The organism is Bacteroides sp. 14(A) (assembly GCF_000526555.1).
Lineage (GTDB): Bacteria > Bacteroidota > Bacteroidia > Bacteroidales > Bacteroidaceae > Bacteroides > Bacteroides cellulosilyticus.
This window is the reverse complement of record NZ_JAGH01000004.1, coordinates 185693-202721: the sequence shown is the minus strand read 5'-3', so window position 1 is coordinate 202721 and position 17029 is coordinate 185693. Positions and strand designations below refer to the sequence as shown.

11 protein-coding genes are annotated in these 17029 nt (G+C 45.1%); 7 read left to right on the top strand and 4 right to left on the bottom strand.

What is annotated here, in order from left to right:
* Window positions 1–185: 185 nt before the first annotated feature.
* The 7 genes from K429_RS0119715 (at window position 186) to K429_RS0119685 (ending at window position 11710) form a co-directional block, all read left to right on the top strand.
* Window positions 186–1781, top strand: a complete 1596-nt coding sequence (locus tag K429_RS0119715) for a DUF6377 domain-containing protein (protein ID WP_225979524.1) — start codon at window positions 186–188, stop codon at window positions 1779–1781.
* Window positions 1782–1984: 203 nt separating this feature from the next.
* On the top strand, window positions 1985–4999 hold the full coding sequence (locus K429_RS0119710) for a SusC/RagA family TonB-linked outer membrane protein (protein WP_029327790.1): 3015 nt from the start codon (window positions 1985–1987) through the stop codon (window positions 4997–4999).
* A gap of 27 nt (window positions 5000–5026) precedes the next feature.
* Window positions 5027–6757: a RagB/SusD family nutrient uptake outer membrane protein gene (locus tag K429_RS0119705; RefSeq protein ID WP_029327789.1), complete on the top strand. Its 1731-nt coding sequence runs from the start codon at window positions 5027–5029 to the stop codon at window positions 6755–6757.
* A gap of 223 nt (window positions 6758–6980) precedes the next feature.
* Window positions 6981–7853 (top strand): SusF/SusE family outer membrane protein, encoded by an 873-nt coding sequence (locus tag K429_RS0119700; protein ID WP_029327788.1) that lies wholly within the window; start codon window positions 6981–6983, stop codon window positions 7851–7853.
* A gap of 18 nt (window positions 7854–7871) precedes the next feature.
* On the top strand, window positions 7872–9263 hold the full coding sequence (locus tag K429_RS0119695) for a hypothetical protein (RefSeq protein WP_029327787.1): 1392 nt from the start codon (window positions 7872–7874) through the stop codon (window positions 9261–9263).
* Window positions 9264–9686, top strand: coding sequence for a CBM35 domain-containing protein (locus K429_RS0119690; RefSeq protein ID WP_029327786.1), 423 nt, complete (start codon window positions 9264–9266; stop codon window positions 9684–9686). It begins immediately after the preceding gene.
* Complete coding sequence (locus K429_RS0119685; RefSeq protein ID WP_029327785.1) at window positions 9683–11710, top strand: glycoside hydrolase family 97 protein; 2028 nt, start codon at window positions 9683–9685, stop codon at window positions 11708–11710. Before K429_RS0119690 ends, K429_RS0119685 begins: the two co-directional genes overlap by 4 nt.
* On the opposite strand, the gene K429_RS0119680 is transcribed toward K429_RS0119685, so the two are convergent.
* The 4 genes from K429_RS0119680 to K429_RS0119665 all read right to left on the bottom strand — a co-directional run bounded on the left by K429_RS0119680 (window position 11658) and on the right by K429_RS0119665 (window position 16993).
* Complete coding sequence (locus K429_RS0119680; protein WP_029327784.1) at window positions 11658–13013, bottom strand: MATE family efflux transporter; 1356 nt, start codon at window positions 13011–13013, stop codon at window positions 11658–11660. The genes K429_RS0119685 and K429_RS0119680 overlap by 53 nt on opposite strands.
* Before the next feature lie 98 nt (window positions 13014–13111).
* Entirely contained in the window at window positions 13112–13822 is a 711-nt protein-coding gene (locus K429_RS0119675; protein ID WP_029327783.1) for a murein L,D-transpeptidase catalytic domain family protein, read from the bottom strand.
* Between the two features lie 87 nt (window positions 13823–13909).
* Window positions 13910–14938, bottom strand: a complete 1029-nt coding sequence (locus K429_RS0119670; RefSeq protein WP_007213009.1) for a L,D-transpeptidase — start codon at window positions 14936–14938, stop codon at window positions 13910–13912.
* 393 nt (window positions 14939–15331) lie between these two features.
* Window positions 15332–16993 carry a glycoside hydrolase family protein gene (locus tag K429_RS0119665; protein ID WP_029327782.1) on the bottom strand — a complete coding sequence of 554 codons (1662 nt, stop codon included), beginning with the start codon at window positions 16991–16993 and terminating at the stop codon, window positions 15332–15334.
* Window positions 16994–17029 lie beyond the last annotated feature (36 nt).

The following is a 17029-nucleotide window of genomic DNA, read 5'->3' as shown; positions in this document are numbered from 1 at the left end:
AAGCAATCAGCTTCTGTATCTAAAATGATAGGGAACATGCAAGAAAGGAAAAAGGTTCCAAAGTACCTCTCTCACCAACAGGAAGAAGAAGAATTTGCAGAAGATTAAAATAGAAACGTATATTGCAGGATGATAAAAAAAATATTTTTCTAACTTTGCAGTACTTTCTTAACCCACATCATATCATGAAATACCTATTCAGCCTCTTGCTCCTATGCCAGATTATTGGATTATCCGCCAAAGAACGTGTGGATTCTATACTCTCTGTCCTCGATAGCGAGATAGAACACCGTGAAATCTACTACCAGCAAAAAGAAAAGAAGTTAGAAGACATCAAACAGCAATTCCGATACGTCAAGAACCAGCAGGAAAAGTATAACCTTTGCAACCGTCTGTTTAATGAATATATCACTTATCAATACGATTCAGCTTACTCCTACGCCATACAAACAGAGGGAATATCACACCGCCTGACCGATAAGAATCTATCTATTCAGGCAGATTGTAACCTGTTTTACTGTTACCTTTCCACCGGTTTATTCAAAGAAGCATATGACATGATGCGTTCCATTCATGTTGCAAATGCCCCGGACTCCATTAAGTCGGAATACTACCAGCTCTGTATGAGATTGTATTCCGATATGAGCAGTTACAATGAAGGTACCCCTTTCAATGCTGATTACAACAAGAAAATAACCCTCTACTGTGACTCCGCCCTACTGTATACCCCCGACCACACTTTCTACCACCAGAAAATAGAAGCTTTCAAATTCAGTGTAGGTGACAATGAGAAGAAAATACAGATGTACAAGCAAATGCTGAATGATTACGACGTTTGTCCGCATGAAAAAGCAATCATCTACTCCATGCTGGGACGTATGTACATAGGGATGGGAGATTTTGAACACGCCATTTACTACATGGCACTATCAGCTATACAGGATATACGCTCCGCCACCCGGGAAACGACTGCTAAAAAAGAACTTTCGAGTTATCTGTATGGCAAAGGAGACGTATTACGTGCCAGCAGATACATTCAGATAGCACTGGAGGAAACAAACTTCTACAATGCCCGACACCGTAAGATGGAAATAAACACTATACTCCCCATCATTGAGAAGCAACGCCTCACCCTGATAGAAGAAAGGAAAAGGGAAGTTACAATATCATTGGCGGTAATGAGCCTGCTGGTCATCTCTCTTTTAGTCACCCTGTCCATCATTTATAAGCAGATGAAAAAGCTGAAAACTGCCAAACAATCCATTCAACAGCAATTCAATGAAATATCAGAAGTGAATGGAAAACTGCAAGAGTCCAACGAGATTAAGGACCAATATATCTTCCAGTCTCTTTATGGCAAATCCGATTACCTGGACAAAGTAGAGAATCTGCTGAAAAAGCAGGATCGTAAATTGAAAGCACGCCAATTCAATGATTTACAAATCACGCATAAAGAGTTCGATATAAAGTCCGAACGGGAGAATATGTTCTCATCCTTCGACCAGACTTTCCTGAAGCTCTTCCCGAATTTCCTGACGGAATACAATAAATTCTTCCGCCCGGAAGACCAGGTGATTCTGGATGAGGCAGGCAACCTGCCACCAGAATTGCGCATCTTCGCCCTGATTCGTTTGGGGGTAACCGAGAACGAGCGGATTGCCAAATTCCTCAACTTATCTATTAATACTATATATGTATATAAGGCACGGGTAAAAGGAAAAACAATTGTACCGAAAGAAGAGTTCGAAGAATACATTATGCAAATAAAGAAAGGAATTTAGCCCCGCAATATCTTTGAAAAGGCTCTAAAACAGACCTTAATTTTCCGTTGGAAGGAGGAATGCATTGATTTGAATATCAACGTATTCCTCCTTTTATCATTCTATATCCCGTCTTCATTGCTTTTTTCTCCCGCCTATACGAAATACATTTGTCCCAAGGAAAAAATTCATTGAACCTATTAACTCATTTAAATCATTGTACCATGAAAAAGAAAACTAAGATTTATCCTTGGAAAATGTACTTTCATGTACTCCTTGGAATGTTCTTCCTACTCCCTGCATTACTGAACGCCCAAAATGCAACAGTCAAAGTATCAGGAATAGTGACGGACACCAACAATGAACCTCTGATTGGCGTATCCGTTGCAGAAAAAGGAACCACTAACGGAGCCATAACTGATGTCGACGGTAAATATTCGCTGACCGTCCGCCCCACAAGTTCCCTGCGCTTCTCCTTCATCAGTTACAAAACACAGGAAGTGAAAGTAGACGGGCGTAAGACTATCAATATTCGTATGGAAGACGATGTGCAGGCTCTGAACGAAGTAGTCGTTATCGGATACGGAACGCTGGATAAGAAAGAACTTACTTCTGCCGTATCACACATCTCCAGTAAGGATTTTCTCCATATCAGCAGTCTGGATCCTTCCATGATGATACAGGGAAAAGTGGCCGGTGTATCCGTAACCAACACAGCTGCCGCCGACCCTAACAACCAGGCAAGTATCCAGATTCGCGGCATTTCCTCACGTGCTGCCGGATTGGGCCCGTTGATCGTAATCGACGGCATTCCCGGTGGTAACCTGACGAATATCAATCCCAACGATATCGCCTCCATGGATATTCTAAAAGACGGTGCAGCCTCCGCTATCTACGGTACACGAGGTAGCAACGGTGTAATCGTCATCACAACCAAGAAGGGATCACGCGACGGTAAATTCCATGCGACCTATAATGGTATGCTGACCGCCAGTATTCCTCTGCATGAACTCGACCAACTGACTGCCGAAGAGTTCCGCGAATACCGTGTTCCCAACAATCCGACCAGTGATCTGGGTGGAGCTACCAATTGGATTGACGAGATTACCCGTACCGGTTTCACCCACCAGCATACCGTCACATTGTCCGGCGGCACCAGCCAGAGTAATTACCGCGTCAGTGTGGATTACCGCAATGCAACCGGTATCGATATACGTTCCGGTCGCGAAGAGTATGGTGCACGCGCCTCTATCAACCATACCACTAAAAACGGACTGTTAGATTTCTCCGTAAATATCGCACCGCGTATCGCTTACCGTGAAAATTCCTCCTGGGATGCATTCAAGATAGCCATGGATGCCAACCCCACTACCCCACTGTTTGATCCGGAAAATCCGAATCTTTATTCTGACTTCACCGGGCAGGAAGCCTTATGGAATCCTGTAGAGGAACTGAAGCTGGAACAAAACGGTGGTGAAACCAAACTATTGGACTGGGATGCCACTGTGAAGCTAAACTTACTTCCCCTACTTGCCAAAGATGGTCATTCCATTCATTCCCTCAGTACGCAACTGACTTTTGCCGACCAGCAATCGGATAATTTCGACTACTGGTTCCGTCCTTCTACAAGCCGCCTGGCTATGAAGAACGACTATAAAGGAGAAGCCAGCCGCACTTACAGCAAGTACCGCCAGCATAGTCTTGAATGGCTAGGCAACTACGCTATGGAATTGAAGGGACACCGTGCCCGCGCCATGGTAGGCTACTCGTATCAATACTTCCAGAATTCAGGTCTGAATGCCGCCAATAAGGATTTTTCTTCCGACGGACTTCTGTACAACAACCTCGGTTCCGGTGAATGGGCCAAGGAAGAAGGACGCAACGAAATGGGTACCAACAAAAGCGATTCTAAACTGATTGCTTTCTTCGGCCGCCTGAGCTATGACTACAAAAACCGCTACCTGATGACCGCTTCTTTGAGATACGAAGGTTCTTCCCGCTTCGGAGATGACAATAAATGGGGTTATTTCCCCGCTGTATCTGCCGGTTGGCGTATCAGCGAAGAAGCTTTCATGAAAGACATCACATGGATTGATGACCTGAAAATACGTGGTGACTACGGTGTAACCGGTAATCAGGATTTCGGTAATTACCTGTCTTTGTCTACCATGAGCAGTTTCGGCAGTTACTACTACAACGGTCAGTACTTCACTGTATGGGGTGCAGGTAAGAATCCTAATCCGGGGCTGAAATGGGAAAAAGGTAAAAACTGGAACATCGGCGTGGACTTCAGCATGTTTAAAGGAATATTGAGCGGTTCGGTCAATTACTACAACCGTAAGCAACAAGATTTGCTGGGCGACTACAATGTGCCCGTTCCTCCGTACTTGTTCTCTACCACTTTTGTCAATGTAGGTACCATGCGCAACACCGGTATTGAAGTCGATCTGAATATCCAGGCAGTGAAGATGAAAGATTTCAGCTATACCGTCAATCTGGTAGGCGCCACCAATGAGAACAAGTTCCTCAAATTCTCCAACAACGAGTTCACCGGACAGAACTATTACGATCTGGCGAATATGGAAAGTCCGAATCAACCGGGCAAGTTGCAACGCATAGAAGAAGGACAACGCCTGGGTAATTATTACACCTGGAAATATGCCGGTATTGATGCCGATGGCGACTGGGTAGTATGGAACAAAGACAATACGGAGATGATTAAAATATCTGATGCCAAAGAAGAAGACAAACGGGTAACCGGTAACGGACTTCCCAAGTTCACAGCTTCCATGACCAATACCTTGACGTATAAGAACTGGGGATTGACCATCTTCCTGCGTGGTGCTTTCGGCTTCGACCTCTTCAATGTACACGACTTCTATTGGGGCATTCCCAGTATGCAAAGCAATGTGCTGAAAAAAGCATATACCAAGAATGCGGCCATTAAGAAAGGTAAGAATGTGCTGACCGACTATTTCATTGAACGCGGCGACTATGTGAAGCTCGATATGGTAACCCTAAGCTACACTTTCCAGATCAATAACAAATGGCTGGACAGTGCCCGCCTCTACGTCACCGGAAAGAATCTTGCCACCATTACAGGTTTCAATGGTGTAGATCCTTCGACTTACCAGACCAACGGATTGACTCCGGGTGTGAACCTGAACGGTACGGAAGGTACCCGCCGATACTATCCCTCCACTACACAGGTAATGTTCGGTGTTCAATTAGACTTCTAAATGTATAACCTTAAAAACAATAGAAATATGAAACTCAAGAATATATTAACCGGTTCGCTGGCAGGAGCATTGCTTCTCGGCTCCCTCAGCGCATGCACCGACCTTACGGAAACGGTATACGACCAAATCATGTCTACCAACTATTACAATACAAAGGATGATATTATCAAAGCTACATTCCGCCCCTTCGAACATGGATTCTACAGCATCGGGCCGCGCCAGGTTTTGCAAGAGTGTTGTGCCGATCAATTGGGTACCTGGGCACGCGATGGCTGGTGGTATGACAATGCCAAATGGCAATATCTGCACTACCACACCTGGGCTGCCGACAATGAATCCATCAAAAGTGAATGGGAAAACTGTTTCACCGGAATTATGCAGGCCAATTCCGTCATAGATGACCTGCAAAAGCTGGACCCTGCCAAATTCAATATGTCACAGCCGGAAATGGATAACTTCATCGCGCAGAACAAAGCATTACGCGCATGGTTCTACATTCGTCTGCTGGATGCTTTCCGCAATGTACCGTTAGCTGTCAGCCTGGATCAGAGCAAGAACTCCGTCGGGCAAGTGACGCCGCAGGAACTGTTCAGCTTTATCGAAACGGAACTGAAGACATCTATCGAAGCATTGCCTGCCAAAAATGGTAATGCCGGAAACGGGATAGCACAAGGACAATGGACCAAAGCCGGTGCAGCCGCATTGTTAGTACGCCTCTATCTGAATGCAGAAAAATGGACCGGCACTTCTAAATATACGGAATGTGCCACCTATGCCCAAAATATTCTGGACGGTGACTATGGCTTCTACGAACTGGGAAAGACCTGGGACGAAGTTTTCGACTGGACAAACGATAAATGCAACGAAACCATCTTTGCTTTCCCGTCGTCCTACGGGCGTAGTTACTGGCACTATTCGGGTGATACATACTGGTGGGCCGTCCCTGTCAATGCACGTTTCTACTTCGGTGCTTTCAAACAAGGAGACTTCAATACCAAATATGCCTTGCAACCCAGTCTCGACCTGAATAATAATGAATACAACTTCAAACTCGGCAAATTTGTCAGCAAATTCAAGAAATATCCGCAAGATTATCGCCTGACCATGTATAAGAACCTGGGCAACAGTACCCGTGAAGGTATGTTCCTTTATGGCTACCTGCCTTATATCGCCGATGACGGCACCGAAAAGAAAGTAACTTCCCCCGTAGGAGGATATGAAATCTACATCCGCGACCAGGTAGGAGTATTTCACGAACTCGCTCCGGATCAACTTCCCGCCGACCGCACTTCAAACATGAATACCGGCGACCATAACTCCGGATGGCATTTTGTGAAGTATCCCATCTACAGCGACGAAGACGCGGGTAAACGCGAAGCCGATTACAATGAAATTCGTCTGGCGGAAATCTATTACTCACTGGCGGAATGTAAGTTCAAAGCAAACGATGTGGACGGGGCTGCAAAACTGCTGAATGCGGTACGCAAACGTAACTATCCGCAAGATACATGGGCAGAATACCTGTACAAACCCGAAGGTACAGTAACCCTGACGCAAGATGAGCTTTACGATGAATGGGGACGTGAATTCCTTGCCGAAGGACGCCGCCGGACTGATCTTATCCGCTGGGGATTGTACTGTACGGAAGAATGGTGGGACAAGAAGCCCGATGCAGACTCACACTGGGATATCTTCCCTATCCCACGGGATATGATGGGAGCGGATCATACACTGAAACAGAACCCGGGATATAATTAATACGAACCGGTAAAAAACATCCCCTTAGGTGAACAATAGTTTCATCATTTGAAACTCTCAGTTTCATACCGAGAAACCAACAGTTTCATTGCTTGAAACCAGGAGTTTCATGCCTTGAAACTACCAGTTTCACACCGGGAAACAAACTGTTTCCTCAAAGGGAACTCAAATGCCGATGAAAGGCTCTCGGATATAACAACTTACAATTTAAAATCAGATAACCATGAAGAAAATAATCAATAAGCTTATATTCATCTTTGCCCTCCTCCCCCTACTGGCAGGATGCGAGAAAGATAAAGAAATTGTTGTAGTGGAACCCGTTGAAAACTACACGCAACTGTACGGACTCGGCACTATATTCAGTTGGGATTCCAATGTCCCCACAGAACTGAAGTTGATTGAGCAGAATACGTTCACCATAGATAAAGTCATCAAATACTCCGAAGAGAACAAGCAATTCAAATTCATCCTCGAAAAGGGAGACTGGGACAAAGTACGTTATCTGGTACCTACTTCAACAGATGATGGTACTGCCGTGAAAGTCATCACTCCCGGAGAATACGATATGCTGATGTGCTCCGAAATGACAGGCGACCTGCGCGACCACTTCTGGGGAATACCCGAAGGAAGCGATGGCACCTATCGGATTACAGTAAACGTAAAGAAGCTGAAACTAACCCTCGAAAAGATCAGCGATGAAACAGAAGAACCGGAACCGGAGATAAAGACAATTTATGGTTTAGGAAGTGCATTCGGATGGGACTCCGGCAATCCGACCGGACTAACACCCGATCCGGATGAAGAAGGAATCTATACGGCAGAGGTAAACCTGATCTACAGTGACGAAAACAAGCAATTCAAATTCTGCCTTGAAAAGGGAGATTGGGATAAGGTTAATTATCTGGTGCCTGAAAGTGTAGACCATAACGGAAACGTCAAGATTGTGACACCCGGTGAATACCCCATGTTTAAATGTTCAGAAATGGAAGGTAACCTGCGCGACCACTTCTGGGGTATTCCCGAAGGAACGGACGGCAAATACAAGTTAACCGTAAATACCCAAACTCTGAAACTGAAAGTAGAAAAAGTGAATTAACCCCCAAACTTTACCATTATGAACCATTTGAAGTTACTATTAGGTTTTGCAGCCTTATTCTTATCATCCTGTCCCCAGTCTTCCATAGCCCGTGACAGTCCCTTCACCCGTCACGGTACGGGACCCAGATACTGGATTGCCTACGAAGAGTGTTTTGTAACCAACGTTCCTCTCAGTGAGGAGCGCTGGAAAGCAAACATCGACTGGATGGAGAAGACTTTCAGACCCTACGGTTACGACATGATCTGCAACGACGGATGGATAGAAGCTGCACAAACCGTCAATGAGAACGGCTATATCACCAAGTACAACAGTGACTGGAAAAACGGTTTCAGCTACTGGACTAAATACCTACAAGAACGGGGCATGAAGATGGGAGTCTATTACAACCCCATGTGGCTGACCCGTGCCGCCTATGAACAGAATCTGCCTGTAAAAGGAACTTCTTACCATACCCGAGACATTGTGGGATACAAATCGTTCAACGATCCTCTGTATTGGGTGGATGTGGATAAACCGGGAGCCAAAGAATGGATTCAGAATTATGTCCGCTATTTCAAGGAAATGGGTGTCACCTATCTTCGCATAGATTTCCTGGAAAACTATGAAACCAACTATGGCACCCGCCGCTACGAACAAGCATTGGCATGGATTGCCGAAGCTGCCGGAGATGATCTTTTCCTCAGTCTTGTGATGCCTCATTGTTATAATCATGCCAAGACGGAATTGAAATACGGGGATATGATACGCATTGACGATGACTGCTTCGACGGTGACTGGGACTTTGTCAGCAACCGCCGCCGCGGGCAGCAGAAAGACCATTGGCCGCAATTCGGTAATGCTTTCGACGGATTCATTGGTTTTGCCGATGTCGGTGCACGAGGGCAAATGATACTGGACGGTGACTTTATGCGTATGAATAAACTGGCAAATGACAACGAACGCCGCTTCCTTTTCTCGCTGATGATTATGGGAGGTTCTGCACTTGCCATTGCCGACCAGTATGATACGATTGGAGATCACGCCTGGGTTTACCAGAATCCGGAAATGAACGAGTTGAACAGTCTCGGTTTTGCCGCCAAACCATTGAGTTACGACTTTCGGGATGCAGCAAACAGTTCCCGATGGATCGGCCAGTTGCCTAACGGAGATTGGGTGGTAGGATTATTCAACCGTGAAAGTACTCCACAGACACGCAGCATTGACTTCCGTCGTGAACTGGGCATTGAAGACGGGCAAGCCGTCAATGTACGGGATTTATGGGAACGCAAAGACTTGGGAGGTATGTCGGGAACATACACTGTAGAATTGCGACCCCATGAATGTAAAGTAATCCGTATTCAACACAAGACCTTGAAAATAGAAGCAGAAACAGCTTCCGTAAGGGATGGAGCAAAATCAATCAAGTAAATGAAGTACTACAATCTATTACTAATGGCTTGTCTCCTGTTATCCTGCAAGGAATCCGATTCCGGACAGGATAACGATGGCAAACAAGAGAATACTTACAGTGGTGCCGGCTACGTCACAGGACTTGAAAACTCCGGCGCCAATGTACTCTTTACAGTGGAAGTTCCCCAAACAGGGGACTATCCGCTGGAAATCAGATATCGAAATACAGGAGCTGCAGACGCAGCGGTTTTGATTATCGTCAATGATATGGCGATAGAGAAATTGTTGCAACTTCCTGTACAGGCTGACAAAACAGCCTGGCAAACTGCGGAAACAGAAATATCCCTGCAAAACGGTATTAATTATATAATCATTCAGAACAGTACGTCCAAAGGCGGATGCTTTGAACTGGACTATATAAAAATAAGAAAGAAATCATGAAAAGACTTCCTAATTATTCTCTGTTATGGGTAAGCTTTATCGTTTTCCTCTGCACAGGTTGCAATCCGGCATCGCAACTCTCTGTAAGTTCTCCCGATGGTAATCTCTGCCTGCATGTAGAAACAGAAAACGGAAAACTCTATTATGAACTCTCACGAAATGGAAAGCCCATACTCGATAAGTCACACCTCGGGTTTATCCTGAAAGAAGATACACTTGCTGGCCATCTGGAAATAACTGAAGCTCTTCATCATTCATTCAGCGGGACATGGGAACAAATCTGGGGAGAAGACCGGATTGTGGAAAACAACTATCATGAGATGACCATTCGCGTACAGAAAACATCCGCCCCCAAACGAAAATTCAATGTTGTGTTCCGGCTGTTCAATGACGGGTTCGGCTTCCGTTACGAATTTCCGGAACAGGAAGCATTAAAAGACTTTGTGATCATGGATGAACTTACAGAATTTGCATTGACCGGTGATCATAAAGCCTGGTCCATACCTTACGAAGCACATTTTTATGAAGCACTCTACGAGGCATCTCCTGTCAGTAAACTCGGTTGGGTAAGCACACCACTCACAATGGAAACCAATGACGGACTTTTCCTGAGCATCCATGAAGCCAATCTGACAGATTATGCAGCCATGAATCTTATCCCTAAAGAAGGTAGTATGACCCTGAAAGCCAATCTCACTCCATGGTCTACGGGAGAAAAAGTATTTATGAAAGCTCCCCGTGTCACTCCCTGGCGTACGATGATTGTTGCTGAAAGCGCAGGTGATTTACTCCTGTCACGCCTTATGCTGAATCTGAACGAGCCTTGCCGCATTCAGGATACATCCTGGATACAACCCGGAAGATACATTGGAATCTGGTGGACTTACCACATGCATAAACACACCTGGCACACAGGCCCACGCCACGGCGCTACCACTGCCAATGCACTGCGGCATATAGACTTTGCCGCCCGACACGGTTTTCAGGGAGTACTTATTGAAGGTTGGAACAAAGGTTGGGATACTTATCATTTCAACTTTACCGAACCTTATCCTGACTTTGACCTGAAACAGATCACCGACTATGCCGCTTCCAAAGGCGTGACGCTTATCGGCCATCATGAAACGGACGGCTGGGTATCTGATTATGAAAACCAAATAGAAGCAGCCTTCAATTTATATAAAGATCACGGCGTGCAAATAGTCAAAACAGGCTATGTAGGCAAACTGCTGGATGGCAAAGAGCGACACAGCAGCCAGTTTGGTGTACGTCACTACCGGAAAGTTATTGAACTGGCAGCCGACAAGCATATTATGATTGACAATCACGAACCCGTGATGCCCACCGGACTGCAACGAACCTTCCCAAATTTGATGACACAAGAAGGTGTACGAGGGCAGGAATGGGATGCCTGGGACAAAGATGGCGGCAATCCCCCCATACACACTACCATCATTCCCTTCACCCGTGGGCTGGCAGGTCCCATGGATTTCACCCCCGGCACTTTCCGCTTCGAAAATCCGGTGTTGCCTCAGACGCGTGTACAAACAACGCTTGCCAAACAATTGGCTTTATCCGTTGTCTTATACAGTCCCCTGCAAATGGCCTCCGATGAAATAGAAAACTATGAACGGAACCCTGAACCGTTTTCATTTATCACCACCTGCCCTACTACTTGGGAGCAAACCATAGTACCCGAGGCAAAAATAGGCGAATATGTGACAATTGCCCGTAAAGAACGCGGAAGCAGCGGACGTTGGTTTATAGGAAGCATCACTAATGAACAACCTCGGGAGATGCAACTTCCCCTCTCCTTTCTGGATAAAGGAAAACGATATAAGGCTGTTATCTACAGAGATGGAGATAAGGCTGATTATCGTACCAACCCATACCCGGTGATAATAGAAGAACAGGAAGTAACCGGTGAATCGACCCTGCAAATAGCACAGGCACCGGGAGGAGGTACGGGAATTATACTCTCTGTTCTCTCCTCATCCGGAGCAACCTCCGATATACAAAAATAAATGCCGGCACCAGGAACAGGACAGCCGCAATCCATGCTGTCGGATCACCGAAGCAGACCGCAAGATAGCCGAAAGCGGGCACTGCATAAAGACTGACCAGCACACGTGCTATCATTTCGGAAACTCCGGAAAGCATAGCAAGATTGGTATATCCCGCTCCCTGGATGGTATATCGCAGAATACAGAGCAATCCCAAAACCGGGAAGAAGGACACGGAAATATGCAGGAACAACTCCGTGTCCTTCAATATTTCCAGTTCAGACGCTTCCACAAAAAGCAAGGCAAACGTACGTGCCCCCAGCATCAATACGCAGAACGTAAATGCCCAGTAAATAATCATCATTAACGCACTTACCTTTACTCCCATCCAAATGCGTTCGGGCTTGCCCGCACCATAATTCTGTCCGGTATAAGTAGCCATAGCAATGCCCAGACTTTCAAGCGGACACATGAAGAACATCTTAATGCGCATGGCAGCCGTAAAAGCCGCAACACAAGCTGTTCCCAATGCATTATTGGCGCTTTGCAACATGATGCTTCCGATAGCGGTAATCGAAAATTGTAATCCCATAGGTACACCGATATACATCAATCTCCGTGCCAGAGCACCGTTGAATTTCCGTTCATCCAGTGTTCCCCGCAATATATCAAAACGGCGCATCATATATCCATAACACAACACAGCCGACACACCTTGTGAAAAGACCGTAGCGATGGCAGCCCCTGCCACTCCCCAATCCAGCACCAGGATACAGAACAAATCAAGCAAAATATTAAGCACAGCAGAGAACAGCAGAAACCAGAAAGGCGTCTTACTATCGCCCAAAGCACGAATGATGCTGGACAACAAATTATAAAAGAAAGTACAGGGAACTCCGATAAACGTTATCAATAAATAATAGTAAGCATCCTGGAATATGATATCCGGTGTACGCATCATCAGCAGGATATCCCCACACAGAATACTCGTAACCACCGCAATCACCACCGACATCACCGCCGCCAGTTGTAAACTGACCGATATATAACGACGCATCGTGCTATAATCCCGCGCTCCGAATTTCTGTGCCACAGGAATACCGAAACCTCCACAACATCCATTGCAGAAACCAAGAATAAGGAAAACTACCGAAGTACTTGCTCCAACCGAGGCCAGTGCATTTATGCCCAAGAATTTACCTACGATTGCCGCGTCGACCAGAGAGTATGTCTGTTGTAGCAGGTTTCCCATCAACAGAGGCATAGTGAAATTGAATATCAACGGCAATGCGCGTCCTGCCGTCATTTCTCTTGATGTTGCCATAAATTAATCCTCTGAAAATTGCACGCAAAGGTATGAAAAGATAAGATTAAAGGAATTGACAAACATCAAAAATATGCTTCGCCATGAAAAGAATTAAACTACAGTCCGTCCGCACCTTCCAAGACTGAACTATGTGCCAGGTATTCGGGAGTTTCAGCATAGATATACATCACACTTCCTCCTTTGATGGCATCAATGATAGGACGGGAAAGTTTTTGCGGAACAGCCGGACAGCCAAAGCTTCTTCCCAAACGTCCTCCTCGGCTGACTACCGAAGGATCGGCATAAGCCGCCCCATGCATCACAATAGCACGCTCACGAGCCCGGTCGTTGATTCCTTTTTCCAAACCATTCAAAATAAGCGAATACCCATTCTTTCCCTGATAAGTAGATTCTGTAAGATAGAACCCCAGTGAACTTTTGTAGGAACCATATTCGTTGGAGAAAGAAGTGGCATAATTATCACCGCTATTCTTTCCATGGGAAACAACCGATGAAAAAAGTACTTTACGCTCCCTCATATCAAATACAAAAAGACGTTTTGCGGTAGAAGGACGGGAAAAGTCTATCAATGTCAACACCTCCCGTTTGCGATTGTCTATTTTATAATAACCTGCTACAGCCTGCCGGAAAGCTTTCCAGTTAACAACTCCTTCCAACTGCATAGAACGGTATAAGCTCGCATAAGCCTCAACATCAGATGCAGCAGCCCTTTCAGCAGAATCAGGAGTGCTATCTGACGACTTGCCGCCCAGAAATAAGGTACAAGGAAGAAATAAGAATAAAATGAATACAATAAATCGCAACATAAAACTTTAGCCAAAGAAATAACGGCGGCTAAATTACATTTTTTTCTCCAGACACCTATCACACAGATAGTTAAAAATGAGGATTCACTATTCAATCACCACAACCAAAGAGCGTTCGGTAGGTGCCCAATCGAAAACGAACTTGGAATGCGAAGTGGCATTGCGTACACACATATGCGAACGTGGAGTAGTCCCTAACGACCAGCTATACTCAATCATACTTGTACGCGGTGCATTCACCGGCACTCCGTGAATATAAGCTCCGTTCGTAAAACGACTGGCATAGGGGGCATAGCCTCCTGTCTCCGCCGAACCGTCTTTCAAGAACACCATACGCGTTTTCTTCTGTTGAAGCAGATACATTCCCAGTGGGGTTTCCTGAGCATAAGGTGGAGCATGCATTCCGGTAGTGGCAGGATTCATGCTGCGTATCTTCCACTCACCTTCCGAGACATGTTCCAAGGTAGTAATATTCTGATCCAGGCGGTCGACAAAAATCACATGATTAAAGACGGTGCTATCCGGCAATTGTTTCAGATAACTGCGTGGCGCCAGCCATTCTTCTTCAAAAGTGGCGGGTAATATCCGGTAAAAACTTCCTTCCTCGCCTTTCAGATAAGCGATAGTACCGTCTCTACCATAACGTTCGGGCACCAACGTATCAGCGGGCAGATACAGCGGCACCGATTGATAGCGCTCCACGCCCAATGTATCAGATACACGGCGGTACACATTCCGCACGAACTTACGTACCAGGGGAGCTTCTTTATTCAGATTCTTATAATTCTGCAACACCACCCACCTTGCGGTAGTATCGCGCTGCATATTCTCAATATAAGCCAGACAATTCCGAATGACATCCCATTTGAAAGAGCGTACCGTATCCTTATATGGATAGGTATCTTCGAGGGTATGCTGGTCATAGAGCAATTCTTTGGTAAGAGAAATATCGGCAGCGGTCAACTGTTTTTCTTTAGGATGAGGAAATTCCAGCACAGCCGTATCCTTAGGTTCAGCCTCCTGCACAACTACCGGCACAGGTGGTTCCTGCCGGTTACGACATCCGGCAAAAATCAAACCAACAGCCACGCAGGCAAAAAGAACGAAATGTTTCATAAAATGAAATTTAACTATAACCTAATAACGACTACCCGCCTGTTATTGTTGACTCTTTATAGAAATCAATTACATAATGAAGTAACATCGAGTATCATTTCACCTCATTCAGGTAATACGGGTTTTCGCAAAGATAGGAATTTAATGAAAGTTTCCGAAAGATATTGACGGTATAATTTCAATCATCCGCTTACGAACAGAATCTTTTATATCAGGATTGAGCAAAACAGGAAGAATCTATTTATCAATACATTACAAGGTCTCAACTCCTTGCATACAAAAAGTTAACTTCCTGTTGACAAGAAGTTGAGACCTTGTCGACAGGAAGTTAATACCTTGTAAGCGGAATATTTATCCCCTTATCAAATCATCGAAACCGATAGCTTTCTCTGGTTACTCCAACACTTTCTTTTTCAGATTAAATGTTGACAATACTTTTTTGCCGGAATAGAGTGTCACTATCAAATCATATTCTTTTCCTTCCTCAAACCTATCCTTAGCAGAAAGCAACAGATCTGTTTTTTCATAAGGCTTCAATGCCGGAACCATACCGGAAGCTACTTTTATTGTTTTCCCTTCCTTTTTGTACCCGACTTCCACCAATGCTTTCTTCGATTCTACCTGACCGAAATTCTGTACTTCCACTGTACATTCCAATCCCTTCCCGGATTTAGTAAAGACTGGGGCACGAGCTGAAAGGATCGGTTCTATATAATCAATGTATGGCAAACGCGCATACCCGTAAAGCATTCTTCCGTCTTTGTATTTTCCAATCAACTTCGGAGCAAATTCATCTTTAGTGATACCATTTCCTTTGCCATTGAAAGTTACAATCAAATCCTTGCCCGCATTTTCTGTGGTCAATACCTGACAGCCTCTGCCATAATTCACTTCTTCAGAAGCACCGAAACGCAAGGAATTCACATCTATATCCTTCTGGGGATTGAAACCTTCTTCCGCCTGTATCTTCACACGAATTGTTTTTGTACCCGAGGTGATAGGTTTCTCGTCCAGTATGGTAAGCAACAATCCCGGATTCAAGGGAATACTAATATTCTTTGAGCTATGGTGATCAAAAGGTTTATCTTCGTTTTTAAGCGTATCGATTACCGCAAAATTAGCCTGAATGGCACGTCCGTATTTATCCTGATACACTTTAAGGCGTTCATATTTGAACCAGTCTTCCACTTGTCCGTCTGCATGTACAGCAACTCCCGGCATATAAGCTTCACCCGGATCGACCACCCAGTTCACTCCATCCTTTGAACGAAGATAGAAAGCAATACGTCCCAGCCAATCATTAACAATCAGGTGATACTGAATATGATCGCGCCAGATTACCGGATCTTCAAACCGACCGTCCACATCCGGATAAACCCGTTTGTCGGTCAGTTGATTGTATTCCGATAGTCCATCTCTGCTGACCCAGATACCACCACCACGACAAACCATCACATAAGAGCTGTCTTCACGCTGGGCAAATGAAAGATTAGACAGGCCTTCGATAATACGGCGGTCGCGTGCATTGAAATCAAACTTTCCATATTCCCATTTTCCATTCAGATCATCGGATACATAACGTCCATCAATTACATAGACAACATACCGGCCATCTTTAGCACGGAATATTTCAGGATTATGCCCTTTACCTATGATACGAACAGGCTTGAAAGGCCCTGTCAGATTATCGCTTACGGTATGAAATACGTATGAGTTAGGCCATTCCATGTGTCCTTTAGGTGAACATTCCAGCCAGCCACAGACAAATAGATGATATTTACCGTCTTCGCCTTTTCGGATATTTCCACCCCAATAGGACCAGATACCGTCTTCAATGCCATTATCTACATAACGTGGAAGCACACAGTCAGCACCCCATGTATCGGAGGAAAGTACATTTCCCTTCATCGGCAGAAAGCGATCCATAAAGCGGGCGCCTTTCACTAATTGTTTCCACTCCGCAGGACGTTCCCGTTCCGTTATTTGTGAAAAAGAGGAATGACTGATCAAGAACATGACTCCCAGTAGAGCAAATTTAAAGAGGCTTCTTTCCATAAATATAATATTAGAATTGGTTTTAAACAGATTTAT